15 protein-coding genes, 3 rRNA genes and 2 pseudogenes are annotated in these 24,567 nt (G+C 68.5%); 7 read left to right on the top strand and 13 right to left on the bottom strand.

Going from position 1 to position 24,567, the window contains the following annotated elements; translation table 11 throughout:
* Position 1: 1 nt before the first annotated feature.
* Complete coding sequence (locus tag QQY24_RS24225) at positions 2-1,030, bottom strand: HAD-IIA family hydrolase (protein WP_301974825.1); 1,029 nt, start codon at positions 1,028-1,030, stop codon at positions 2-4.
* A 73-nt stretch (positions 1,031-1,103) separates the two neighbouring features.
* On the opposite strand from QQY24_RS24225, the pseudogene QQY24_RS24220 reads away from it, so the two are divergent.
* Positions 1,104-2,386 (top strand): annotated as a pseudogene (locus QQY24_RS24220) (DUF1015 family protein).
* A gap of 87 nt (positions 2,387-2,473) precedes the next feature.
* Here the strand turns inward: QQY24_RS24220 and QQY24_RS24215 are convergent.
* The 5 genes from QQY24_RS24215 to QQY24_RS24195 form a co-directional block, all read right to left on the bottom strand.
* Complete coding sequence (locus tag QQY24_RS24215; protein WP_301976343.1) at positions 2,474-3,316, bottom strand: tetratricopeptide repeat protein; 843 nt, start codon at positions 3,314-3,316, stop codon at positions 2,474-2,476.
* A 1,285-nt stretch (positions 3,317-4,601) separates the two neighbouring features.
* Positions 4,602-4,718 (bottom strand): 5S ribosomal RNA (gene rrf, locus QQY24_RS24210).
* A 104-nt stretch (positions 4,719-4,822) separates the two neighbouring features.
* Positions 4,823-7,944 (bottom strand): 23S ribosomal RNA (locus QQY24_RS24205).
* Positions 7,945-8,251: 307 nt separating this feature from the next.
* Positions 8,252-9,778: ribosomal RNA gene (locus QQY24_RS24200) — 16S ribosomal RNA — on the bottom strand.
* The 16S, 23S and 5S rRNA genes sit together here, the layout of an rRNA operon.
* 549 nt (positions 9,779-10,327) lie before the next feature.
* Positions 10,328-10,978 (bottom strand): DNA-3-methyladenine glycosylase, encoded by a 651-nt coding sequence (locus QQY24_RS24195; RefSeq protein WP_301974820.1) that lies wholly within the window; start codon positions 10,976-10,978, stop codon positions 10,328-10,330.
* Between the two features lie 106 nt (positions 10,979-11,084).
* Between QQY24_RS24195 and QQY24_RS24190 the strand changes: the two genes are divergently transcribed.
* The 3 genes from QQY24_RS24190 (at position 11,085) to QQY24_RS24180 (ending at position 13,112) form a co-directional block, all read left to right on the top strand.
* Positions 11,085-11,867 carry a sporulation protein gene (locus QQY24_RS24190; RefSeq protein ID WP_301974819.1) on the top strand — a complete coding sequence of 261 codons (783 nt, stop codon included), beginning with the start codon at positions 11,085-11,087 and terminating at the stop codon, positions 11,865-11,867.
* 44 nt (positions 11,868-11,911) lie between these two features.
* Positions 11,912-12,451, top strand: coding sequence for a YbhB/YbcL family Raf kinase inhibitor-like protein (locus tag QQY24_RS24185; RefSeq protein WP_301974818.1), 540 nt, complete (start codon positions 11,912-11,914; stop codon positions 12,449-12,451).
* 154 nt (positions 12,452-12,605) lie between these two features.
* The gene (locus QQY24_RS24180) at positions 12,606-13,112 is read left to right on the top strand and encodes an HNH endonuclease (protein ID WP_301974817.1); all 507 of its coding nucleotides are present in this window, start codon (positions 12,606-12,608) and stop codon (positions 13,110-13,112) included.
* 283 nt (positions 13,113-13,395) lie between these two features.
* On the opposite strand, the pseudogene QQY24_RS24175 reads toward QQY24_RS24180, so the two are convergent.
* The 3 genes and pseudogenes from QQY24_RS24175 to QQY24_RS24165 form a co-directional block, all read right to left on the bottom strand.
* Positions 13,396-13,653, bottom strand: a pseudogene (locus QQY24_RS24175) (IS5/IS1182 family transposase); the annotation flags it as partial.
* Positions 13,654-13,730: 77 nt separating this feature from the next.
* A complete protein-coding gene (locus tag QQY24_RS24170; RefSeq protein ID WP_301974816.1) occupies positions 13,731-14,714 on the bottom strand; it encodes an IS481 family transposase in 984 nt (327 codons plus the stop codon).
* Between the two features lie 187 nt (positions 14,715-14,901).
* Complete coding sequence (locus QQY24_RS24165) at positions 14,902-15,783, bottom strand: NmrA family NAD(P)-binding protein (protein WP_301974814.1); 882 nt, start codon at positions 15,781-15,783, stop codon at positions 14,902-14,904.
* Between the two features lie 126 nt (positions 15,784-15,909).
* Here QQY24_RS24165 and QQY24_RS24160 point away from each other — a divergent pair, with 126 nt between their 5' ends.
* Positions 15,910-16,812, top strand: coding sequence for a LysR family transcriptional regulator (locus QQY24_RS24160; RefSeq protein WP_301974813.1), 903 nt, complete (start codon positions 15,910-15,912; stop codon positions 16,810-16,812).
* 227 nt (positions 16,813-17,039) lie between these two features.
* On the opposite strand, the gene QQY24_RS24155 is transcribed toward QQY24_RS24160, so the two are convergent.
* From QQY24_RS24155 to QQY24_RS24145, 3 genes are all read right to left on the bottom strand, one after another.
* Entirely contained in the window at positions 17,040-17,993 is a 954-nt protein-coding gene (locus QQY24_RS24155; RefSeq protein WP_301974812.1) for an SPFH domain-containing protein, read from the bottom strand.
* 144 nt (positions 17,994-18,137) lie between these two features.
* The gene (locus QQY24_RS24150; protein ID WP_301974811.1) at positions 18,138-18,569 is read right to left on the bottom strand and encodes an NfeD family protein; all 432 of its coding nucleotides are present in this window, start codon (positions 18,567-18,569) and stop codon (positions 18,138-18,140) included.
* A 59-nt stretch (positions 18,570-18,628) separates the two neighbouring features.
* Positions 18,629-19,426: an ABC transporter ATP-binding protein gene (locus tag QQY24_RS24145; RefSeq protein WP_301974810.1), complete on the bottom strand. Its 798-nt coding sequence runs from the start codon at positions 19,424-19,426 to the stop codon at positions 18,629-18,631.
* A 151-nt stretch (positions 19,427-19,577) separates the two neighbouring features.
* Between QQY24_RS24145 and QQY24_RS24140 the strand changes: the two genes are divergently transcribed.
* Together QQY24_RS24140 and QQY24_RS24135 are read left to right on the top strand one after the other, a co-directional pair.
* Positions 19,578-20,369 (top strand): hypothetical protein, encoded by a 792-nt coding sequence (locus QQY24_RS24140; protein ID WP_301974809.1) that lies wholly within the window; start codon positions 19,578-19,580, stop codon positions 20,367-20,369.
* 502 nt (positions 20,370-20,871) lie between these two features.
* A complete protein-coding gene (locus tag QQY24_RS24135) occupies positions 20,872-21,636 on the top strand; it encodes a transglycosylase SLT domain-containing protein (protein ID WP_301974808.1) in 765 nt (254 codons plus the stop codon).
* A 93-nt stretch (positions 21,637-21,729) separates the two neighbouring features.
* Here the strand turns inward: QQY24_RS24135 and QQY24_RS24130 are convergent, their stop codons facing one another.
* A complete protein-coding gene (locus QQY24_RS24130) occupies positions 21,730-24,297 on the bottom strand; it encodes an FHA domain-containing protein (RefSeq protein WP_301974807.1) in 2,568 nt (855 codons plus the stop codon).
* Positions 24,298-24,567: the final 270 nt, after the last annotated feature.

The following is a 24,567-nucleotide window of genomic DNA, read 5'->3' as shown; positions in this document are numbered from 1 at the left end:
GTCACAACCCGAGCTTGGCCAGGGCCTTCCCCGCGTCGAGCGCACACGCCCCGTTCCCGGCCGCCGTCCAGGCCGCGGCGCACAGCGCCCGCAGCCCGTCCAGGGCCTTCCCGTCGCCGTCCAGTTCCAGTTCCTCCCGCCCGGCCGACGCCGTCCACCCTCCGCAGCGGAACCGGCCGCCCTCCCCGGCGACCTCCGGCTGACCGCCGAGCAACCCGCGCAGATCGGCGTCCACGAACGTGGGCCGGTGCCGTGGCGGCGCGGCGAGCAACCGGGCGCCGTCGGTGACGCCGGTGAGCACCAGCAGCGAGTCCACCCCGCCGTTGAACGCCCCCTCGATGTCCGTGTCCAGCCGGTCCCCCACCACCAGGGGCCGCTCGGCACCGGTCCGGATGACCGTCTCCCGGTGCATGGGCGGCAGCGGCTTGCCCGCCACCTGCGGCTCGGCGCCGGTCGCGATCCGCACGACCTCGACGGCCGCCCCGTTGCCCGGCGCGATGCCGCGCCCGCTCGGGATCGTCAGGTCGGTGTTCGACGCGAACCACGGCACCCCCCTGGCCACGGCGTACGACGCCTCCGCCAACCGCGACCAGGTCAGGTCCGGTCCGCCGTACCCCTGCACGACCGCAACCGGATCGTCGTCCGCCGACTCCACGGGCACCAGACCGCGCTCACGCAGCGCCACCCGCAGCCCCTCACCGCCGATCACCAGCACCCGCGACCCGGCCGGCACCTGCTCACCGACCAGCCGCGCGACCGCCTGCGCCGAGGTGATGACGTCGTCCGCGCCCGTCGGTATGCCCAGCTCCGTCAGGTGACCGGCCACCACGTCCGGGGTCCGCAGCGCGTTGTTGGTGACGTACGCCAGGCGCATGCCGCCCTCACGGGCGCTCGCCAGTGAGTCGACGGCGTGCGCGATCGCCTTCCCGCCCGTGTACACCACCCCGTCCAGATCGAGCAGCGCCGTGTCGTACGCCTCGCTCAGGGGCCGTCCACTGCCCTCGGGCCTCGTCCTGACGCCCTGGCTCATTCCGCATCGCTCCTCGTTCGGCCGTCTTTCCCCCGATCATCCCGCACGCCGCCGTCGCACGTACGATGCCGGGATGAACTCAGCAGGTCACTCGGAGGCAACGGCGCACCGAGGCCTGGAACTCACCCCGTTCCGAGGCCTCCGCTACGACCCCGACCGGGTCGGCAGCCTGGCCTCCGTCACGTCCCCCCGTACGACGTCGTCGTCCGCCCCGACGGCCTGCACCACCTCCAGTCCGCCGACCCGCACAACGTCGTCCGGCTGATCCTCCCCCAGGCCGGCACGCCCAGCGCGCGCAACGACCAGGCGGCCGGCACCCTGCGCCGCTGGCTGGCCGAGGGCGTCCTGACCGTCGACGCGCAGCCCGCCCTGTACGTGTACGAGCAGCGGGACGGCGAGGGCGTGCTGCAGCGCGGGATCATCGGCGCCCTGCGCGTGTCGGAGCCGTCCGAGGGCGTGGTGCTGCCCCACGAAGACGTCATGCCGCCGGTGGTGGCCGACCGCGCGGCCCTGATGCGCGCCACCCGCGCGAACCTGGAACCGCTGCTGCTGACCTACCGCGGCGACGGCACGGCGGCCGAGGTCGTCGAGCGCACGGCGCGGCGTCCGCCACTGCTGGCCACGACCACCGAGGACGGCTTCCACCACCGACTGTGGTCCGTCACCGAACCCGCCGACCTCGCCCGCATACGGACGGACCTGGCCCGGCAGCAGGCCCTGATCGCCGACGGCCACCACCGCTGGGCCACCTACCGGCGGCTGCGCGCGGAGCACCCCTCCCCCAGCCCCTGGGACCACGGTCTGGTCCTGCTGGTCGACACCGCCCGCTACCCGCTGCGCGTACGCGCCATCCACCGCCTGCTGCACGGCCTTCCGGTCGCGGACGCGCTCAGGGCCGTGGACGGCCTGTTCCGGGTACGGCGCCTGGCGGCCCCGCTGCCCGAGGCGCTGCGGGCGCTGGCGGACGCGGCCGGCGCGGGCAACGCCTTCCTGCTGGCCGGCGACGGCGCCTTCCACCTGATCGACCGCCCGGACCCGGGCCTGCTGGCCCGGACCGTCCCGGCCGACCGCCCGGCCGCCTGGCGCCGTCTGGACGCCGCGGTCCTGCACGCCGCGCTGCTCGACCACGTCTGGCACGTCCCCGAGGACTCGCCCGCGCACGTCACGTACATCCACGACGCGGCCGCCACGGTCGCGAAGGCGGAGCGCGACGGCGGTACGGCCGTCCTGATGCACCCGGTCCGCGAGGACGTCGTCCGCGACCTGGCCCGCCAGGGCGTGACGATGCCCCGCAAGTCGACCTCGTTCGGCCCGAAGCCGGCTTCGGGCCTGGTGCTGCGGGCCCTGGACATCTGACCGGCGCGCGGCGTACGGGGCCCGGACACGCGAAAGGGCGGGACCCGTTCGGTCCCGCCCTTCCAGTCACCCGGTCACCGCCCGGACTCAGTCCCCGTGCCGCTCCTGCTCGGCGGCGTCCTGACCGGCGGGGCTCTCCTCGGCCGCGTGCTCGCCGCCGGCGTCGCGGCTCTCGGCCGCGGCTTCGGGTCCGGTCCCGGTCTTGATCCGGGGCTCGGTCCCGAGCTCGGTCCCGGGCTCGTCCTCGGTGTCGTCGAGGGCGTCGACGAACTCCACGCCGTCCAGCTCGGCGAGCCGGTCGGAAGCGTCCGTGCTGCCGTCCCGGTCGGCCTCGACGGCCTTGGCGAACCACTCCCGCGCCTCGCCCTCCCGGCCGGCGGCCAGCAGGGCGTCGGCGTAGGCGTAACGCAGGCGCGCGGTCCACGGCTGAACCGAGTGGGAGGCCAGCTCGGGGCTCTGCAGGGTCACGATGGCCGCGTCCAGCTGCCCCATGTCACGCCGGGCACCGGCCGCGACGAGCCGCATCTCGACCTGTCCGGCCTTGTCCAGCTTGTGCACCTCGGGGGCGCCGGCCATGTCCATGGCCCTCTCCGGCCGCCCGAGCCCACGCTCGCAGTCGGCCATCACGGGCCACAGGTCCACGCTGCCGGTCATGCGCCGCGCGGCCCGGAACTCGGCGAGTGCCTCGCTGTACTTCTGATTGGCGTACGCGGCGAACCCGGCGGCCTCGCGGACGGCGGCCACGCGGGACGCCAGGCGAAGGGCCACCCGGGAGTAACCGTAGGCGCCCTCGGGGTCCTCGTCGATGAGCCGCGCGACCATCACCAGGTTCTTGGCGACGTCCTCCGCGAGCGTCTTGGGCAGGCTCTGCAGTTCCTGCCGGACGTCCTTGTCGATCTCGTCGCCGGTGACGTCCTCGGGAATCGGCAGCCGCTTGATCGGCTCCCGGTCGCGGTCACGCTCGTCACGGAAGCGGCCACCGCCACCGCGCCGGTCGTCACGCCCGTCCCGGCCACCGTCCCGCCCGCGGAAACCACCGGGACGGCCACCCCGGTCGTCCCGGCCCCGGAAGCCCCCGCGGTCGTCACGACGGAACGGCGGACGCTCCCCACCACGGTCATCACGACGGTCGTCACGACGGAAGGACGGACGGTCCCCGCGGTCGTCACGACGGTCGTCACGACGGAAAGGCGGACGCTCCCCACCACGGTCATCGCGACGGAAGGACGGACGGTCGTCACGACGGAAAGAGGGACGCTCCCCACCACGGTCGTCACGACGGAAGGACGGACGTTCCCCGCGGTCGTCGCGACGGAAGGACGGACGGTCCCCACCACGGTCATCACGACGATCGTCACGACGGAAAGGCGGACGCTCCCCACCACGGTCATCACGACGGTCGTCACGGCGGAAGGACGGACGTTCCCCGCGGTCGTCGCGACGGAAGGACGGACGGTCCCCACCACGGTCATCACGACGATCGTCACGACGGAAAGGCGGACGGTCCCCACCACGGTCATCACGACGATCGTCACGACGGAAGGACGGACGGTCCCCACCACGGTCATCACGACGATCGTCACGACGGAAGGACGGACGGTCCCCACCACGGTCATCACGACGATCGTCACGACGGAAAGGCGGACGCTCCCCACCACGGTCATCACGACGATCGTCACGACGGAAGGACGGACGCTCCCCACCACGGTCATCACGACGATCGTCACGACGGAAGGACGGACGTTCCCCGCGGTCGTCGCGACGGAAGGACGGACGGTCCCCACCACGGTCATCACGACGATCGTCACGACGGAAAGGCGGACGCTCCCCACCACGGTCATCACGACGCGGCCCGCGATCGCGGTCGTCCCGTTGGAACGCCGGACGCGAACCCCGATCGCCCTCACGACGATCGTCCCTACGGCCGTAGCCGCTCCGCTCGCCGCGATCACCGCGACTGTCATCACGCCGGAAGCCACCGCGATCACCGCGGTTGTCGTCGCGCCGGCCGTAGCCACCGCGGTCGTTGTCGCGACGGAAGCCGCCACGGTCGCCGCGGTCACCACTGTCCCGTCGCCGCTGGTCGCGCTCCGGTCGATCGTCGGGAGAGTTGGTGGACATCGGTGACTCCTGTCTTCGGTATCACAAGCATTGTAAAAACAAAAGGACCCCCGGTCCCAGCTGAACGCTGGTGACCAGGGGTCCTCCAAAGATTGTTCGGCGGTGTCCTACTCTCCCACAGGGTCCCCCCTGCAGTACCATCGGCGCTGTGAGGCTTAGCTTCCGGGTTCGGAATGTAACCGGGCGTTTCCCTCACGCTATGACCACCGAAACCCTAATGGTTTCGAGCGAACAAGCACACTCTTCAGTTATGCGTTCTGCTCAAAGCCGGCAACGGTCGTTGCCTCAGAACTAACACAGTGGACGCGAGCAACTGAGGACAAGCCCTCGGCCTATTAGTACCGGTCACCTCCACACGTTACCGTGCTTCCAGATCCGGCCTATCAACCCAGTCGTCTACTGGGAGCCTTACCCCATCAAGTGGGTGGGAGTCCTCATCTCGAAGCAGGCTTCCCGCTTAGATGCTTTCAGCGGTTATCCCTCCCGAACGTAGCCAACCAGCCATGCCCTTGGCAGGACAACTGGCACACCAGAGGTTCGTCCGTCCCGGTCCTCTCGTACTAGGGACAGCCCTTCTCAAGACTCCTACGCGCACAGCGGATAGGGACCGAACTGTCTCACGACGTTCTAAACCCAGCTCGCGTACCGCTTTAATGGGCGAACAGCCCAACCCTTGGGACCGACTCCAGCCCCAGGATGCGACGAGCCGACATCGAGGTGCCAAACCATCCCGTCGATATGGACTCTTGGGGAAGATCAGCCTGTTATCCCCGGGGTACCTTTTATCCGTTGAGCGACGGCGCTTCCACAAGCCACCGCCGGATCACTAGTCCCGACTTTCGTCCCTGCTCGACCCGTCGGTCTCACAGTCAAGCTCCCTTGTGCACTTACACTCAACACCTGATTGCCAACCAGGCTGAGGGAACCTTTGGGCGCCTCCGTTACTCTTTAGGAGGCAACCGCCCCAGTTAAACTACCCATCAGACACTGTCCCTGATCCGGATCACGGACCCAGGTTAGACATCCAGCACGACCAGACTGGTATTTCAACGACGACTCCACACACACTGGCGTGCCTGCTTCACAGTCTCCCAGCTATCCTACACAAGCCGAACCGAACACCAATATCAAACTGTAGTAAAGGTCCCGGGGTCTTTCCGTCCTGCTGCGCGAAACGAGCATCTTTACTCGTAGTGCAATTTCACCGGGCCTATGGTTGAGACAGTCGAGAAGTCGTTACGCCATTCGTGCAGGTCGGAACTTACCCGACAAGGAATTTCGCTACCTTAGGATGGTTATAGTTACCACCGCCGTTTACTGGCGCTTAAGTTCTCAGCTTCGCCCCACCGAAATGGAGCTAACCGGTCCCCTTAACGTTCCAGCACCGGGCAGGCGTCAGTCCGTATACATCGCCTTACGGCTTCGCACGGACCTGTGTTTTTAGTAAACAGTCGCTTCTCGCTGGTCTCTGCGGCCACCCCCAGCTCAAGCAGCACATGCTCTCACCAGACGTGGCCCCCCTTCTCCCGAAGTTACGGGGGCATTTTGCCGAGTTCCTTAACCATAGTTCACCCGAACGCCTCGGTATTCTCTACCTGACCACCTGAGTCGGTTTAGGGTACGGGCCGCCATGAAACTCGCTAGAGGCTTTTCTCGACAGCATAGGATCATCCACTTCACCACAATCGGCTCGGCATCAGGTCTCACCCTGCATGAGCGGCGGATTTACCTACCACTCGGGCTACACCCTTACCCCGGGACAACCACCGCCCGGGATGGACTACCTTCCTGCGTCACCCCATCACTCACCTACTAACCGCTTGGTCCGGCGGCTCCACCACTTTCCATTCCCCGAAGGGTCCGGAACGGCTTCACGGCCTTAGCATCACGATGCTCGATGTTTGACGCTTCACAGCGGGTACCGGAATATCAACCGGTTATCCATCGACTACGCCTGTCGGCCTCGCCTTAGGTCCCGACTTACCCTGGGCAGATCAGCTTGACCCAGGAACCCTTAGTCAATCGGCGCAAACGTTTCTCACGTTTGTATCGCTACTCATGCCTGCATTCTCACTCGTCAACCGTCCACAACTACCTTCCGGTGCTGCTTCACCCGGCAGACGACGCTCCCCTACCCATCAACACACCCGTTGGGGCTATATATGTCAATGACACGACTTCGGCGGTACGCTTGAGCCCCGCTACATTGTCGGCGCGGAATCACTAGACCAGTGAGCTATTACGCACTCTTTCAAGGGTGGCTGCTTCTAAGCCAACCTCCTGGTTGTCTGTGCGACTCCACATCCTTTCCCACTTAGCGTACGCTTAGGGGCCTTAGTCGATGCTCTGGGCTGTTTCCCTCTCGACCATGGAGCTTATCCCCCACAGTCTCACTGCCGCGCTCTCACTTACCGGCATTCGGAGTTTGGCTAAGGTCAGTAACCCGGTAGGGCCCATCGCCTATCCAGTGCTCTACCTCCGGCAAGAAACACACGACGCTGCACCTAAATGCATTTCGGGGAGAACCAGCTATCACGGAGTTTGATTGGCCTTTCACCCCTAACCACAGGTCATCCCCCAGGTTTTCAACCCTGGTGGGTTCGGTCCTCCACGAAGTCTTACCTCCGCTTCAACCTGCCCATGGCTAGATCACTCCGCTTCGGGTCTTGAGCGTGCTACTAAAACGCCCTCTTCGGACTCGCTTTCGCTACGGCTTCCCCACCCGGGTTAACCTCGCAACACACCGCAAACTCGCAGGCTCATTCTTCAAAAGGCACGCAGTCACGAGAATGAAGAAAACTCCACTCCGACGCTCCCACGGCTTGTAGGCACACGGTTTCAGGTACTATTTCACTCCCCTCCCGGGGTACTTTTCACCATTCCCTCACGGTACTATCCGCTATCGGTCACCAGGGAATATTTAGGCTTAGCGGGTGGTCCCGCCAGATTCACACGGGATTTCTCGGGCCCCGTGCTACTTGGGTGTCTCTCCAACGAGCCGCTGACGTTTCGACTACGGGGGTCTTACCCTCTACGCCGGACCTTTCGCATGTCCTTCGCCTACATCAACGGTTTCTGACTCGTCCCACGGCCGGCAGACCGTGAAAGAGAGATCCCACAACCCCGCACACGCAACCCCTGCCGGGTCTCACACGTATACGGTTTAGCCTCATCCGGTTTCGCTCGCCACTACTCCCGGAATCACGGTTGTTTTCTCTTCCTGCGGGTACTGAGATGTTTCACTTCCCCGCGTTCCCTCCACACTGCCTATGTGTTCAGCAGCGGGTGACAGCCCATGACGACTGCCGGGTTTCCCCATTCGGAAACCCCCGGATCAAAGCCTGGTTGACGACTCCCCGGGGACTATCGTGGCCTCCCACGTCCTTCATCGGTTCCTGGTGCCAAGGCATCCACCGTGCGCCCTTAAAAACTTGGCCACAGATGCTCGCGTCCACTGTGCAGTTCTCAAACAACGACCAGCCACCCATCACCCCGGACCACCGTCCGAGTGCACTGGGGCCGGCACCTGAGGAAAAAAACCCATTCCCTCAGACACCCAACAGCGTGCCCGATCCAACCCCGCCCGAAGACCATGCGTTCCACGCCCTTACGAGCAGTACTAACAGCCCCCGACCCGAGAACCGAACCGAATAGTCAACGTTCCACCCATGAGCAACCGGCATCGGACACTCGCCGATGCACCGGCCTCTGACCGGGCCAGGCCCGGTAAGAAGTGCTCCTTAGAAAGGAGGTGATCCAGCCGCACCTTCCGGTACGGCTACCTTGTTACGACTTCGTCCCAATCGCCAGTCCCACCTTCGACAGCTCCCTCCCACAAGGGGTTGGGCCACCGGCTTCGGGTGTTACCGACTTTCGTGACGTGACGGGCGGTGTGTACAAGGCCCGGGAACGTATTCACCGCAGCAATGCTGATCTGCGATTACTAGCGACTCCGACTTCATGGGGTCGAGTTGCAGACCCCAATCCGAACTGAGACCGGCTTTTTGAGATTCGCTCCACCTCACGGTATCGCAGCTCTTTGTACCGGCCATTGTAGCACGTGTGCAGCCCAAGACATAAGGGGCATGATGACTTGACGTCGTCCCCACCTTCCTCCGAGTTGACCCCGGCGGTCTCCCGTGAGTCCCCAGCACCACAAGGGCCTGCTGGCAACACGGGACAAGGGTTGCGCTCGTTGCGGGACTTAACCCAACATCTCACGACACGAGCTGACGACAGCCATGCACCACCTGTACACCGACCACAAGGGGGACCCTGTCTCCAGGGTTTTCCGGCGTATGTCAAGCCTTGGTAAGGTTCTTCGCGTTGCGTCGAATTAAGCCACATGCTCCGCCGCTTGTGCGGGCCCCCGTCAATTCCTTTGAGTTTTAGCCTTGCGGCCGTACTCCCCAGGCGGGGCACTTAATGCGTTAGCTGCGGCACGGACAACGTGGAATGTTGCCCACACCTAGTGCCCACCGTTTACGGCGTGGACTACCAGGGTATCTAATCCTGTTCGCTCCCCACGCTTTCGCTCCTCAGCGTCAGTATCGGCCCAGAGATCCGCCTTCGCCACCGGTGTTCCTCCTGATATCTGCGCATTTCACCGCTACACCAGGAATTCCGATCTCCCCTACCGAACTCTAGCCTGCCCGTATCGACTGCAGACCCGGGGTTAAGCCCCGGGCTTTCACAACCGACGCGACAAGCCGCCTACGAGCTCTTTACGCCCAATAATTCCGGACAACGCTCGCGCCCTACGTATTACCGCGGCTGCTGGCACGTAGTTAGCCGGCGCTTCTTCTGCAGGTACCGTCACTTTCGCTTCTTCCCTGCTGAAAGAGGTTTACAACCCGAAGGCCGTCATCCCTCACGCGGCGTCGCTGCATCAGGCTTTCGCCCATTGTGCAATATTCCCCACTGCTGCCTCCCGTAGGAGTCTGGGCCGTGTCTCAGTCCCAGTGTGGCCGGTCGCCCTCTCAGGCCGGCTACCCGTCGTCGCCTTGGTGAGCCATTACCTCACCAACAAGCTGATAGGCCGCGGGCCCATCCTGCACCGCCGGAGCTTTCCAGAACCACAGATGCCCATGATCCTCATATCCGGTATTAGACCCCGTTTCCAGGGCTTGTCCCAGAGTGCAGGGCAGATTGCCCACGTGTTACTCACCCGTTCGCCACTAATCCCCTCCCGAAAGAGGTTCATCGTTCGACTTGCATGTGTTAAGCACGCCGCCAGCGTTCGTCCTGAGCCAGGATCAAACTCTCCGTGAATGCTCACCCCGGACCATGCAACCAGCACATCCGGTGCACACATCACGAGAGCGGAACAGCCGGGCGGAATAAGCCCAGCCGTTCACAGCGTCCTCGCTGTGTCTACTTCAAAGGAACCTCGACCATCGGAAAACAACCTCCGACGGACGGGGTATCAACATATCTGGCGTTGACTTTTGGCACGCTGTTGAGTTCTCAAGGAACGGACGCTTCCTTCGTACTCACCCTCACGGGCTTTCCTCCGGGCGCTTCCCTTCGGTCCTGCGTCTCCGACTCTACCAGATCCTTTTCGGGGTCTGATTCCCGGTCGGCGGGAAGTCTCAAAGCCTTCGGGCTTTCGCCCGTCGGCCTTTCGACATTCACTACGCTAGCGGATTCCCTCGACAACTCATAATCGAGTCCCGCGGATTCGATTTCGGGCGCGCGGACGCGTCGGAACCGACCCCGCTGAGGGGTGGAGCTAGGTAGTGGGTTGGCCGCTCCGGCTGCAGGCGATCGCCGTACCCGGTTCAGCGGCTCGGACTACATTACGCGTCTCCCAAGAGCGAGTCAACTCCGGCGCCGCCTCGGCGCATGGGCGCGGTACGGGCTGACCGTCGGGTCGTCGGCCACCCAGAAGCGCCACGGGTGGAGGTCGCCGCTTCCGCCCTCGCCGGCCACCCCGGTGCGCGGGCCGCTCCGTACCTGCCGGGCGGGGACGGCGGTGCCGGTCAGTATCCGCAGCGGGGTTTCCCCGGGTGCGCACGCGTCCGTGCCGTCGAGGGCACGGTCGATCGCCAGGGCGGTGGCGAGACGGGCCGGGCCTTTGGCCAGTTCCTTGTCGTTCCGGGCCGAGAGCCGACGGGTGCGGGCCAGCTCGGCGCCCTCGACGATCTCGCCGGCGCGGAGCAGGACCGCGCTCGCCCGGCCCTCGGGGCCGCACACCAGGTTCATGCAGTGCCACATGCCGTAGGTGAAGTAGACGTACACGTGTCCGGGCGGTCCGAACATCACCGCGTTGCGGGCGGTGCGGCCCCGGTAGGCGTGCGAGCCGGGGTCGTTCGGGCCGTCGTAGGCCTCGACCTCGGTGAGGCGGACGGCGATCGGGCCGTCGGGGGTCGTCCGGACCAGGGTGCGGCCGAGGAGGTCGGGAGCGACCTCCAGCACGGGGCGGTCGAAGAACTCCCGGGGCAGTGGCGTACGGTCCGTGGGCGCGATCATGCCGTCCGAGGGTAGTTGAGGCGGGGCGGGACGGGGACGGGGACGGAACCGGTCGCGGCCGGATCGCGTTCGTAGGGGTCGAGGGTCCATTCTCAAAGGGAGTGTCATGGCGTTCAAGAAGCTGCTCGCGAGCCTCGGGGCCGGCGGTGCCTCGGTCGAGACGGTGCTGACCGAGGACAACGTCGTGCCGGGCGGTGTCGTCCAGGGTGAGGTGCGGATCCAGGGCGGGTCGGTGAACCAGGACATCGAGGGGCTGTCCGTCGGCCTGCAGGCCCGGGTCGAGGTGGAGAGCGGCGACGAGGAGTACAAGCAGAGCATCGAGTTCACCAAGGTGCGCCTCGGTGGTGCCTTCGAGCTGCAGGCCGGGGCGGTGCACGCCGTGCCGTTCGGCCTGGAGATCCCGTGGGAGACGCCGGTGACGATGATCGACGGCCAGGCGCTGCGCGGGATGCACATCGGTGTGACCACCGAGCTGCAGATCGCCCGTGCGGTGGACTCCTCCGACCTGGACCCGATCAACGTGCATCCGCTGCCGGCGCAGCAGGCGATCCTGGACGCCTTCGTCCAGCTCGGCTTCCGCTTCAAGAACGCGGACATGGAGCGCGGCCACATCCGGGGCACCCGGCAGCGGCTGCCGTTCTACCAGGAGATCGAGTTCTTCCCGCCGTCGCAGTACCGGGGTCTGCACCAGGTCGAGCTGAGCTTCGTGGCCGACGAGCACGCGATGGACGTCGTGCTGGAGATGGACAAGAAGCCGGGTCTGTTCGGCGAGGGCTCGGACACCTACCGGTCCTTCCAGGTCGGTCTGCACGACTTCCACGGGACCGACTGGGCGGCGTACCTGAACCAGTGGCTGTCCGAGGTCGGCAGCAGGCGGAACTGGTTCTAGGCTCGGGACCCACTGATTCCGTTGATCGATCAGGAGGTACCGAGGTGACCGAGCTCAAGCGGCGGCCGCTCCCCCACGACTTCCATCCGCCCGTGCCGTCGTTCACGGTGACGAGTGCGGACGTCGAGGAGGGGGCGACGCTCAAGGGCGCCCAGGTCCAGGCGGAGGGGAACACCTCGCCGCACCTGCGGTGGGAGGGCTTCCCCGCGGAGACCAGGAGTTTCGCCGTGACGTGCTACGACCCCGACGCGCCGACCGGCAGCGGGTTCTGGCACTGGGTGGTGTTCGACATCCCGGCCTCGGTGACGGAGCTGCCGGCCGGTGCGGGCAGCGGCGGGTTCGAGGGCCTGCCCGAGGGCGCGGTGCACGCGCGGAACGACTACGGGACGAAGGACTTCGGCGGCGCCGCCCCGCCGCCCGGGGACGGCCCGCACCGGTACGTCTTCACGGTCTACGCGGTGGACCAGGAGAAGCTGGGCCCGGACTCGGACGCCTCTCCGGCCGTGGTCGGCTTCAACCTGCGGTTCCGCACCATCGCGCGGGCCCAGCTCGTCGGGGAGTACGAGAACCCCGGGGAAGGCTGATCGAGCCGAGCGTTCACCGAACGTCTGCCCGCCTCCGGTCCTGGAAGTGATCGGAGGCGGGCAGTTTTTATTGCGTTGTCCATCCCGGCGCGCCCGTCCAGAGTTGATCCGGGTCCGCCGGGGGGCGGGCGAGTGCACACGGGAGGTGGGCTCCATGCGGGACACGCTGGTTCTGAACGCGAGCTTCGAACCGCTGTCGACGGTGACGCTGAACCGGGCCGTCGTCCTGGTGCTCCAGGACAAGGCCGTCGTCGAGCAGGCCCACCCCGAACTGCGGCTGCGCGGCGCGGACGTGGACATACCCGCGCCCCGGGTGATCAGGCTGTGCCGGTACGTACGGGTGCCGTTCCAAAGACGAGCGCCGTGGTCGAGGCGCGGTGTGCTGGTCAGGGACCGGCACCGGTGCGCGTACTGCGGGGGCCGGGCGACGACCGTGGACCACGTCGTGCCGCGGGCGCGGGGCGGGCGGGACACGTGGCTGAACACGGTGGCCGCGTGCGCGCAGGACAACCACCGCAAGGCGGACCGGACCCCGGAGGAGGCGGGGATGACGCTGCTCCGGCAGCCCTTCGAGCCGACGCCCACCGACGCGGTGCTGCTGTCCCTGGGACGCGAGGGGTTCCCGGCGCTGCCGGAGTGGCTGGCGCGGGACGCCGCCTAGGAGGCTCGTGAAGATCTTGGTGAGGGGCCAGCCGGCCGCAGGCCGGGGCCCCTCGGTCTCTGCGGTGGCTGGGTTGATCGTCCAGGTTCCGTCGATGCGGGTGAGTCCGAGGTTGATCGGTCGGCGGAGGTTGAGGGCGGCGGCTCGGGTGTGGAGCCAGGTGTCGTTCCTACGGGTGCCGCGGTAGCGCAGGCGCCGGTTGCCGTGGTGGACGAGCCGGGCGACGGCGCGTTCGACCGGGGGCCGCCGGCGGCGGTAGGCGGCCTGCCAGCCGGGGTCGGTGGCGGACGGCGCGGACGGCGGCGATGAGCTGGGTGACGGTGTCCTGGGTGGCGACCGCGTCGTCCAGCACGGTGGAGTCCAGCGCCCCGCGGTGCTTGCCCTTGAGAACGCCGGTGGCCTTCACGACCTCGCGCACGGCGTCGAAAACACGGTTCGGGCGGGCGGAACGGGCCGGCCGGCGGCGGAAGCAGGCCAGCAGCGACGGGTCGAAGGCCATGTCGTGCAGGCCCAGCCCGCAGGCCGCCTTCCACCGCAGGTCGCACCGCAGTTCCTGATGACGAGTCTGGCCCTGCCACTGACGCGGCAGGGCCAGAACCCAACACCTTCATCAGCCTTCTAGGTGTATTGATCCGCAGAGTTGTTGACGCGTCTGACGGGTGGTCGGCCATCCAGTGCGGTGTGGCACCGGTGGTAGTTGTAGGTATGGAGGAAGTCCGCCAGAGCCTCGGTGCGTTCGGCGTTGCCGGAGTACGGGCGAACGTACGCCCATTCGCCGAGCGGAGTGCGCTTCAGGCGCTCGACCTTGCCGCTCGTCTGCGGGCGACAGGGTCGCGTGCGCTTATGGACGATTCCGGCGGCGCCGGGCGTCTGGGCAAACAGCCGGGATCCGTAGCAGGAGCCGTTGTCGGTTAGGACGCGCTCGACGGTGATGCCGTGCGCGGAGAAGAAGGCGTTCGCGCGCTCCCAGAAGGAGGCCGCAGTCTCCTTGCGTTCGTCGGTCAGGACCTCGCTGCATGCGAGCCGGGAGTGATCGTCGACGGCGGTGTGGACGAAGCTGTAGCCGATCACGGGACTACCGCCCTTGCGCGCGTCGGTCGTGGCCTGCCGGTTGGTGGCGGCCTGCTGGCGAGGCACAATCCGGCGGCCTCCGCCGTCGGGGATGTTGCCGAGCTTCTTGATGTCGACGTGTACCAGTCCGCCAGGACGCTCGCGCTCGTAACGGCGAATGACCTGGCCGGTGGGCCGGTCCATCCAGCGCAGCCGGTTCAGCTGGTGGCGGGTGAGAACGCGATGGACTGTCGAGGCGGGCATGGACAGGATCGGACCGATACGTGCGGGGCCGAGCCTGCGTTCGCGCCGGAGCTCGCAGATGCGGCTCTCGATGTCGGCGGGGGTGCGGTGCGGTGTCGTCGGCGGGCGGCTGGAGCGGTCGTACAACCCCGCGTCGCCTTCGGTTCGCCAGCGCCGGACCCATTTGTGGGCGGTGGCGCGAGAAATGCCCATCTCATCGGCGACATGGGCGACGGGCCTACCGCCGCGGACTCGCTCAACGAGGAGACGCCTGCCGCGGACCGTCAGCCGTGCATTGGGGTGGGGCACCTGCGCCTCTGGGGGTGTGAGGATCTGGAGAGCAGACCGCGACCGGGACGCTCTGGCGAACGTCCCGGTCGCGGCACGCGATCCTATTGATCATTTGGAGGGGCGGCATCGCCCGATGGTGGTGTGCGGGGCCGCTTCCTCCGGTGCCGGATGAGGCGGCTGCGCCGGGCACTGACCGGCGTGCCGGTCAGGACTGGACGGCCGGCTTCAGGACGTTCTGGCACCACTGGCGGAAGTCGGTTGCGGTGGCGGAGGCCGGGTCGCGCGGTTCGGCGTCGTAAATGCCGTTGTTCTGCGCGTTGACCATGTCGGCCATGTCCTGGGCCAGCGAAGGGCTCGCGCCGCGCTGCACCATCCGGTCCTGGAAGTCCGCGAGCGGCACCTGCTGGTAGCGCACCGTGCGGCCCAGGGTTTCGGTGATGATCTCGGCCATGGCGTCGGGGGTCAGGCTGTCCGGGCTGACCAGGGGAACGCGGGCCTGACCGTTCCAGGTGGTGTCCAGCAGAAGGTCTGCCGCGGCGGCGGCCACGTCCTGGGTGGCGACGGTCAGCAACGGCCGGTCCGCGGCGTTCGCCATGGAGAACACGCCCTGCTGTGCGATCGGCTGGGCATGGTGGAGGACGTTCTCCATGAAGAACGGCAGCGCCAGCGCCCGGCACTGCACGCCGGTGCTCTCGATCAGCTCGTCCATGTCGAGCGCGGCCGACAGCAGGCCGGACGCGCCGTTGTATCCGTGGCCCAGGGAGGTGACGTGCACCATCCGCACGCCCCGGCTTGCGGCTTCCTGGGCGGCGGCCCGAGTGAAGTCCAGGTAGTAGCTCCCGGCGGGGCCGGCGTCCCGGAAGCCGGCCGGGGGCACGAGCCAGAACAGGCGGTCAGCGCCCTCCAGCGCCTTCGCGATCGTGTCCGCGTCGGCGTGTGAGCCCTCCACCACCTCCGCCTGCGCGCGCACGTGCTCCGCGAGGCGGGAGGAATCGCGGGCGATCACCCGCACCGGTTCACCGCTGTCCAGAACCCGGTCCAGGACCTGTCGGCCGATGTCACCGGTCGGCGTAGTAATAACGATCATGAGTGCCTCCATGCGTGGCGGTCGGCGGCGAATCCCAGGGGGCGTGCCGGGCGGTCGCTTTCGAGTGAACCTCGCGCAACGGTGCGGGTGAAGGACCACCTTGGTTGCTGTTGATACCCTGGAGGTATGAATGATCTGGAGGTGCGGCAGCTCCGCTACTTTGTCGCGGTCGCGGAGGAACTGCACTTCGGGCGGGCCGCCGATCGGCTGGGCATGGCGCAGCCCCCGCTGTCCCGCACGATCCGCGACCTTGAACGACAGCTCGGCGTGACACTGTTCGAGCGGACCACCCGGCAGGTGAAACTCACTAGTGCCGGAGAGGTCCTGCTGCGCGGCGCCAGGACGGCCCTGGAGGCGGTCACCGCCGCCGCCCACCGGGCCCGGCACGCAGGCAGCGCCTCGCCCCGGCTGCGGATCGCCCTCAAGGCCGACATCGACGGCGGCCTGCTGCCGCAGATCCTGGACGCGTACGGCACCGACCCCGCAGCTTTGCCCCCCGAACTGGTCCTCGGAGGGTTCGGCGATCAACCCCAGGCACTGCGCGACGGCCTCGCCGATGTGGCACTCATGCTCCGCCCCGTGGATGACCGAGGGCTGGACAGTGAACCGCTGCTGACCGAGCCGGTCCTGGTCGCGATGGCCGCCACCGACCCACTGGCCGCCCGTACCCAGTTGTGCCTGGCCGACCTGGCCGGCCGGAACCTCCCCAACGGCGCGCCGGCCGAGGACGGCCAAACCGCGCCGTCCCCATCCGGGGCGACAAGACAGGCCTCCAACCTGTCGGAGATCTTCAGTCTCGTCGAGACGGGCAGCATCGTGTTCTTCGCACCCACCTCAGTCGCCCGACGCAACCCGCGCCCTGGGGTTGCCTACCGGCCGGTCAGTGACCTGCCGAACTGCACACTGGCCGTTGCCTGGCCCCAGGAAGCCCGTTCCCCGGCCGTCGCCGCCTTCGTACGCGCCGCTTGCGCGATCGCAGCCGCGCACAACGCACAAGCGGACACCCACATGCAGAGCACGACCGCCTGAGCACCGGCACCATCGATGCAAACACCGGCGATGCAAACACCGGCCGCTGGGTCGGGCCCACAGCAGCGAGTCGGATCGTATGCCTGTGACAGGCAATCGAGTCGTCTGTCCGTTGTCAACAACGCTTGTGGTCAATACATCCGGGGCCTTTCGCCCGGGTGCGGCCGGTCGCGCACCACCCCGCGCCTTCGGGGCGCGGGGTGGTGTCCGGGGCGGTGTGGCCGACGTCAGTCGATCTGCGGCTTCTCGCGGCGCTCCGTGCCCCCGCCGTTCGCCGACGGGCCGCTGTTGCCGGACCCTCCGCCCATCGGGCCGAAGTTGCCCATCGCGCCGGACAGGCCCTTGAGGGCGTCGCCGATCTCGCTGGGGACGATCCAGAGCTTGTTGGCGTCGCCTTCGGCGATCTTGGGGAGCATCTGCAGGTACTGGTAGGACAGGAGCTTCTGGTCCGGGTCGCCGGCGTGGATCGCCTCGAAGACCGTGCGGACCGCCTGGGCCTCACCCTCGGCGCGCAGGGCGGCGGCCTTGGCCTCACCCTCGGCGCGCAGGATCTGGGACTGCTTCTCGCCCTCGGCGGTCAGGATGGCCGCCTGGCGCGTGCCTTCGGCGGTGAGGATCGCGGCGCGCTTGTCACGGTCGGCGCGCATCTGCTTCTCCATCGAGTCCTGGATGGAGGTCGGCGGCTCGATGGCCTTGAGTTCCACGCGGTTGACGCGGATGCCCCACTTGCCGGTGGCCTCGTCGAGGACGCCGCGCAGGGCCGCGTTGATCTCCTCGCGGGAGGTCAGGGTGCGCTCCAGGTCCATGCCGCCGATGATGTTGCGCAGGGTGGTGACGGTGAGCTGCTCGATGGCCTGGATGTAGCTGGCGACCTCGTAGGTCGCGGCCCGGGCGTCGGTGACCTGGTAGTAGATGACCGTGTCGATGTTCACGACCAGGTTGTCCTGGGTGATCACCGGCTGGGGCGGGAACGGCACGACCTGTTCGCGCAGGTCGATGCGGTTGCGGATGGTGTCGATGAACGGGACCACGATGTTCAGGCCCGCGTTCAGGGTCCGCGTGTAGCGGCCGAAGCGCTCGACGATGGCCGCGCTGGCCTGTGGGATGACCTGGATGGTCTTGATCAGGGCGATGAAGACCAACACCACCAGAATGACCAGGACGATGATGACCGGTTCCATCGTGTTCCCCGTACCCCTCTCCGCCTCGGCGCCTTCGGCAGATCCTGTGGCTGTCGAAGATCTTGCTGGTCGAGTCTGACAGACCGTCGCGCAACTCGTGAACGATTCCGTGCAGTTGGGTGTCGCGAGGTCGGGCAGGACGACTCAAAGGACGAGCGCGGTGGCTCCTTCGATGTCGACGACGTCCACCTCCTGGCCCACTTCGTAGGCGCGGCCGGTGTCGAGGGAGCGGGCCGACCAGACCTCTCCCGCGAGCTTGATGCGTCCGCCGGAGCCGTCGACGCGTTCCAGGACGACGGCCTGCCTGCCCTTCAGCGCGTCGACGCCGGTGGCGAGCCGGGGTCGCTGGGCGCCGTGCCGGGCCGCGATGGGCCGGACGACGGCGATGAGGGCGACCGAGACCAGGACGAAGGCCAGCACCTGGACGACGGCGCCGAGGCCGAGACCGGCGGTGACGGCGGCCGCGACGGCTCCCACCGCGAGCATCCCGAATTCCGGCAGGGCGGTGGCCACGAGCGGGATTCCGAGCGCCGCCGCGCCGATGAGCCACCACACCCATGCGTCGATGTCGTTCACGGGGTCATGGTAGGACCGCGGCCGGGGCCGCGGACAGGGCGCGCACCGTACGGAACGAGTCAGGACAGGGGCAGGCCCTGCGCGGTCCAGCGGTCGCCGGCCTGCTCCACGACGAGCGGGAGGCCGAAGCAGTGGGAGAGGTTGCGGGAGGTGAGCTCCAGCTCGATCGGGCCCGCGGCGAGGACCTTGCCCTGACGGATCATGAGGACGTGGGTGAAGCCGGGGGCGATCTCCTCGACGTGGTGGGTGACCATGATCATCGAGGGCGCGATGGGGTCGCGGGCGAGCCGGCCGAGGCGGCGGACCAGGTCCTCCCGGCCTCCGAGGTCGAGGCCGGCGGCGGGCTCGTCCAGGAGGAGCAGCTCGGGGTCGGTCATCAGGGCGCGGGCGATCAGGGTGCGCTTGCGCTCGCCCTCGGAGAGGGTGCCGAAGCGGCGGTCGAGGTAGTCGCTCATGCCGAGGCGGTCGAGGAAGGCGCGGGCGCGCCGCTCGTCGATGTCCTCGTACTCCTCCTGCCAGGCGGCGGTCATGCCGTAGGCCGCGGTGAGGACGGTCTGCAGGACGGTCTGGCGCTTGGGGAGCTTGTCGGCCAGGGCGATGCCGGCCACGCCGATGCGGGGGCGCAGCCCGAAGACGTCGGTGCCGGGCCTGCCGAGGGTCTCGCCCAGGATGGTCGCGGTGCCCTTGCTGGGGAAGAGGTAGCTCGACGCGACGTTCAGGAGGGTGGTCTTGCCGGCGCCGTTGGGGCCGAGGATGACCCAGCGCTCGCCCTCCTTGACCGACCAGGAGACCTGGTCCACCAGAGCCCGGCCCTCGCGGACCACGGATACGTCCTGAAGCTCCAGAACATCGCTCATGAGCGCGTTGTCTCCCCTTGCAGTGTGGCCGTTCCCGGCTGTCGCGTACGCCTGTGGCTCGGGTCCGCCGCGCCCACGGGCGCAGCCCATATGAAATCTACGCCACGGGCGCCCGGCTCCATTCCATCGGTCCGGTCCTTAGGGTGGGGGCATGCTCTCGGAACCGCGTTCAGGACGCCTTGTCGCTTGGGGGAATTCCCTTCTGGGGGGATTCGTCTCGCCGGATGACGCCGTGCTCGCCGTCGTGGGTGAGGACGCGGTGCACCGGGTGGAGGGACTGCCGGGTGAGCCGGCGCAGGTGGGGCTCACGCTGGCACTGGGCCGGCTGCGGACACTGGGCGTGAGCGGTCTGCGGATGGCGCTGCCCGCGCCGGGGCATCCGCTGGGGCTGAGCGGGCCGCCGCAGTTCAACGCGCGGGCGCTGGAGGCCGGGGAGGCGGTGGTCTGCTTCGGTGCCGCGCTCGGGCTGGTGCCGCAGGTGTCCGAGGCGGGGCCCGCGGGTGACGTGCACACCGAGGTGGTGTGGCACGTGCTGCCGGTGCGGGAGGCGCCGCCCGCCGACGTGCCCTCGCTGGGCGAGGCGGAGCGGGAGCTGGCCCAGGCCCTGAGGGAGGCGACCGAGGCGTTGTCCAGGCTGGACGTCGCCGCCTCGGGGCCGGTGGCGGAGGCGGCGATCGACGCGTACCGGGCGCGCGCCGGGGCGACCGGGCGGGAGGTGCTGGCGCCGGGGTACCCGCCGCGCGCGGTGCGGGTGCTGGAGCTGGCGCGGCGGGTGGGACTGCTGGTGTCCCTGGCGCACGGCAGCGGGCACGGCGGTGCGGTCAGCTCCGCCGAGATGGCGGCCCGGGCGGAGGCGCTGCGGCCGGTGGAGCGCACGGCCCGGCGCGCGCAGGTGGCGGCGTACAACTCCGCCGTGGAGGAGCGGGAGCGGGGCGTCCGCTGAACCGCCGGCCGGGCCGGCCGGGGACGCCGGCGTGCTGGGCGACGCCGTGCGGGCGGCGGGGCACGGCGGGGCGCGGGGCGTGACCGGGACGGCGTCCGTGCGGGCCGTGGGGCCGGTGCCTGCGGCACCGATGCGGGGGCGTCCCTCTGCTCCCGCCGTCGCAGGATCCTCACACAGGGCATTGCGATGGCAACTCGCGGTGAGACCCGCGATCCAGTGGTGTGAGCCCCGGCATAGGGTGCACATCACGTACGACGGGACATAGGAGAGACGGCACCCCCGAATGAACGGGAAAGACACTATGTTCTGTCCCGTTTTGCCCTTCCCTGATCCACTACCGGGGATCGTACGTCACACCTTTGCCTGGGCATTTTGCGCCCGCTAAGAATGGCTTCCGTCGCTCAGCGCCGCGGGTCCGCCCCGCGGCGCTCGTGCGGGAGGAGCCGATTCCCCCGGCGGACGCAGGAGCGACCTCCGCGCCATTCGAAGAGGTCCATCAGCCATGCCCAAGAACATCCTCATCCGTCGTCCCAGTCCGAACCCGACCAAGCGGCAGCGGATCGCGATCGCCGGTGTGAGCGCGCTCGGCGCCGCCGCCCTCGCCCTCTCGGCCGCCCCCGGCCACGGCGACACCCTCACCACGGGTGCGCCGGCCACGACCGCCCAGGTCACCGTCGCGACCGGCGGGGTGAAGGACATCCGGGGCTCGCTCACCGACCAGCTCGCACCCCAGACCGTCAAGCTGGACGCCCTCGCCGCGAAGCACGAGGCCGCCGTCGACGCCGCCAGGAAGCGGGCCGAGGCCGAAGCGGCCAGGAGGAAGGCCGCCGCCGGGGCCGCCCGGAAGGCCGCGCAGGAGCGCGCCGCCGAGGCGCGCGCCGCCGAGCGGGTCGCGAGCCGCTCCGTGCAGCGCCCCGCGATGCAGACGATCGCCGCCAGGACCTACGCCGACAACCTGGACGGCTGGATCCGGCACGCCCTGGACATCATGCGGGACAGGGGCATCCCGGGCAGCTACGACGGGCTGCACCGCAACATCATGCGCGAGTCCTCCGGCAACCCCCGGGCCATCAACGGCTGGGACGTCAACGCGATCAACGGCATCCCGTCCAAGGGCCTGCTGCAGGTCATCCCGCCCACGTTCAACGCGTACCACGTCGCCGGGACCTCGTGGGACATCTACGACCCGGTCGCCAACATCACCGCGGCCGCCAACTACGCGGCCGACAGGTACGGCTCGATCGACAACGTCAACAGCGCGTACTGAGGCCGGCGCGGGCCTCTGGACCGACGCGGAAGGGCGGCACCCCTCGGGGGTGCCGCCCTTCACGTCGCCCTGCCGCGGCCGGCGGCGGCGCGGTCACTTCCGCATGACCTCCGGCTCGTGCCGGCGCAGGAAGCGGGCCACGAGGAAGCCGCAGGCCACGCCGAGCGCGATCAGCGCGGCCATGTCCAGGCCCCAGGCGGCGGCCTGGTGGTCCCACAGCGGGTCGGTGCTGGCCGGGTCGTCGGTGTTGGGCGCGATGTCGTTGAAGTCCAGCGTGGTGCCCGCGGCCGCCACCGCCCAGCGCGACGGCATCAGGTACGAGAACTCGTTGACGCCGGGCGTGCCGTGCAGGGCGAACAGGCAGCCGGTGAACACGACCTGGATGATCGCGAACATCACCAGCAGCGGCATGGTCTTCTCCGCGGTCTTCACCAGGGAGGAGATCACCAGGCCGACCATCATCGCGGTGAAGCCGAGCGCCATGATCGGCAGGCACAGCTCGACGAGGGTGGAGCCGCCCAGGACCAGTCCCCGCCCGGGGATCTTCCGGCTGGCGAAGCCGATCAGCCCGACCAGCAGGCCCTGCAGCACGGTGACGGTGCCGAGGACGACCACCTTGGACATCAGGTAGGCCGAGCGGGACAGACCGGTGGCGCGCTCCCGCTCGTAGATGACCCGTTCCTTGATCAGCTCGCGGACGGAGTTCGCGGCCCCGGCGAAGCAGGCGCCGACCGCGAGGATCATCAGGACGGTGGTGGCCGTGCCGTTCGGGACGTGCGCCCCGGTCCTGGGGTTGACCGCCTTGTTCACCAGCAGGCCCTGATCGTGGTTGATCAGCAGGCTGACCGCGCCGAGCACCGCCGGCAGGATCACCGTCAGGGCCAGGAAGCCCCTGTCGGAGGCGATGACCGACACGTACCGCCGGACCAGGGTCAGCAGTTGCGAGCCCCAGCCCTGCGGCTTGGGCGGCCGGACGGCCTGCGGCGGGGGCACGGGCGCGGCCGGCGGGGCGACGGCGTCGAGGTCGGCGGCGTACATCTGGTAGTGCTGCGAGCCCTTCCAGCGGCCCGCCCAGTCGTAGTCGCGGTAGTTCTCGAAGGCGGAGAAGACGTCGGCCCAGCTGTCGTAGCCGAAGAAGTTCAGCGCCTCCTCGGGCGGCCCGAAGTAGGCGACCGCGCCGCCCGGCGCCATCACCAGGAGCTTGTCGCACAGCGCCAGCTCGGCCACCGAGTGGGTCACCACCAGGACCGTGCGGCCGTCGTCGGCCAGCCCCCGCAGCAGCTGCATCACGTCGCGGTCCATGCCCGGGTTGAGGCCGGAGGTCGGCTCGTCCAGGAAGATCAGCGACGGCTTGGTGAGCAGTTCCAGGGCCACCGAGACCCGCTTGCGCTGGCCGCCGGACAGGGAGGTGACCTTCTTGTCCCTGTGTATGTCCAGCTTCAGCTCGCGCAGCACCTCGTCGATGCGGGCGTCGCGCTCCTGCGCGGTGGTGTCGGCCGGGAAGCGCAGTTTGGCCGCGTACTTCAGGGCCTTCTTGACGGTCAGTTCCTTGTGCAGGATGTCGTCCTGCGGCACCAGGCCGATGCGCTGGCGCAGCTCGGCGAACTGCTTGTACAGATCGCGGTTGTCGTACAGCACCTCGCCCTGGTTGGCGGGCCGGTAACCGGTGAGCGCCTTCAGCAGGGTCGACTTGCCGGAACCGGACGGGCCGATGACCGCGACCAGGGACTTCTCCGGGACGCCGAAGGAGACGTCCTTGAGGATCTGCTTGCCGCCGTCGACCGTGACGGTCAGGTGGCGGGCGGAGAAGGAGATCTCACCGGTGTCGACGAACTCCTCGAGGCGGTCGCCGACGATGCGGAAGGTGGAGTGGCCGACGCCGACGATGTCGTTCGGGCCGAGCAGCGCCGTACCGCCCTTGGCGATCGGCTGGCCGTTGACGTACGTGCCGTTGTGCGAGCCCAGGTCACGGATCTCGAAGCGGCCCTCGGGCGTGGAGTGGAACTCGGCGTGGTGGCGGGAGACCTGCAGGTCGGAGACGACCAGTTCGTTCTCCAGGGCACGGCCGATGCGCATCACCCGGCCGACGGCGAACTGGTGGAACGTGGTCGGGCTGCGGTCGCCGTGGACCGGCGGCGCCCCCGCGGCTTCGCCGGGCACCGCCTGGGCGTGCCCCCCGGCCGGTCCGCCCTGCCGGGGCGGGAACGGCGCGGCCTGCTGCGGCGGCTGCCAGTCGGCCTGCGGAGCGTGCTGGTGCGCCGCGGCCTGGTGCGGGATCTGCTGCTGCGGGGCCTGCTGTGCCCATCCGGCGCTCGCGGCCTGTGCCCCGTGCGGTGCCGCCTGCTGGTGGGACGGGGCGACCGCGGCGTCGACGGCGGAGAGGTTCAGGCCGGGTCCGTCGGTGGCGTTGCCGAGGTGCACCACCGAGCCGGGGCCGATCTCCGTCCGGCTGACCCGCCGCCCCCGCACGTACGTGCCGTTGGTGCTGCCGTGGTCCTCGACGACCCAACTGCGGCCGTCGAAAGCGACCGTGGCGTGGCGCCAGGACACCCTGGCGTCCTCGAAGACGATGTCACCCCGGGGATCGCGGCCCAGGATGTAGGACTTGGACGGATCGAGCGTCCAGGTCCGTCCGTTTGTTTGCAGTACGAGTTCCGGCACTCCATGCCCCACTGAGTTGTCCCCCGAATTGCCCCCGTCGCGGGGAGTCTAGGGATGTCGAACATCGTGGGGAACTATTTCAGGCTCGGACCCGTGACCGAAATCCGGGCCTTGCCGGACGGGCGCGGGCACGCTCCGGCTCGTCCCGCCGAAAGGGGGTGGAGGCGGGCCGGAGCCCGGTGTCCTTGCGCAGAGGGGCGGGCGCGGCCGCCGTGCCGTGCCGCGAACAGGCAGGAGCGCCGGGCGTTGGAGGAGTACCGGCCCCGACGC

Source organism: Streptomyces sp. TG1A-8 (assembly GCF_030499535.1).
Lineage (GTDB): Bacteria > Actinomycetota > Actinomycetes > Streptomycetales > Streptomycetaceae > Streptomyces.
This window is presented reverse-complemented; position numbering and strand designations above follow the sequence as displayed.

Excerpts from the sequence above, each read along its gene's own strand:
- QQY24_RS24225 (WP_301974825.1), bottom strand. The coding sequence starts at position 1,030 with ATGAGCCAGGGCGTCAGGACGAGGCCCGAGGGCAGTGGACGGCCCCTG.
- QQY24_RS24195 (WP_301974820.1), bottom strand. The coding sequence starts at position 10,978 with ATGATCGCGCCCACGGACCGTACGCCACTGCCCCGGGAGTTCTTCGAC.
- QQY24_RS24190 (WP_301974819.1), top strand. The coding sequence starts at position 11,085 with ATGGCGTTCAAGAAGCTGCTCGCGAGCCTCGGGGCCGGCGGTGCCTCG.
- QQY24_RS24180 (WP_301974817.1), top strand. The coding sequence starts at position 12,606 with ATGCGGGACACGCTGGTTCTGAACGCGAGCTTCGAACCGCTGTCGACG.
- QQY24_RS24165 (WP_301974814.1), bottom strand. The coding sequence starts at position 15,783 with ATGATCGTTATTACTACGCCGACCGGTGACATCGGCCGACAGGTCCTG.
- QQY24_RS24160 (WP_301974813.1), top strand. The coding sequence starts at position 15,910 with ATGAATGATCTGGAGGTGCGGCAGCTCCGCTACTTTGTCGCGGTCGCG.
- QQY24_RS24155 (WP_301974812.1), bottom strand. The coding sequence starts at position 17,993 with ATGGAACCGGTCATCATCGTCCTGGTCATTCTGGTGGTGTTGGTCTTC.
- QQY24_RS24145 (WP_301974810.1), bottom strand. The coding sequence starts at position 19,426 with ATGAGCGATGTTCTGGAGCTTCAGGACGTATCCGTGGTCCGCGAGGGC.
- QQY24_RS24140 (WP_301974809.1), top strand. The coding sequence starts at position 19,578 with ATGCTCTCGGAACCGCGTTCAGGACGCCTTGTCGCTTGGGGGAATTCC.
- QQY24_RS24135 (WP_301974808.1), top strand. The coding sequence starts at position 20,872 with ATGCCCAAGAACATCCTCATCCGTCGTCCCAGTCCGAACCCGACCAAG.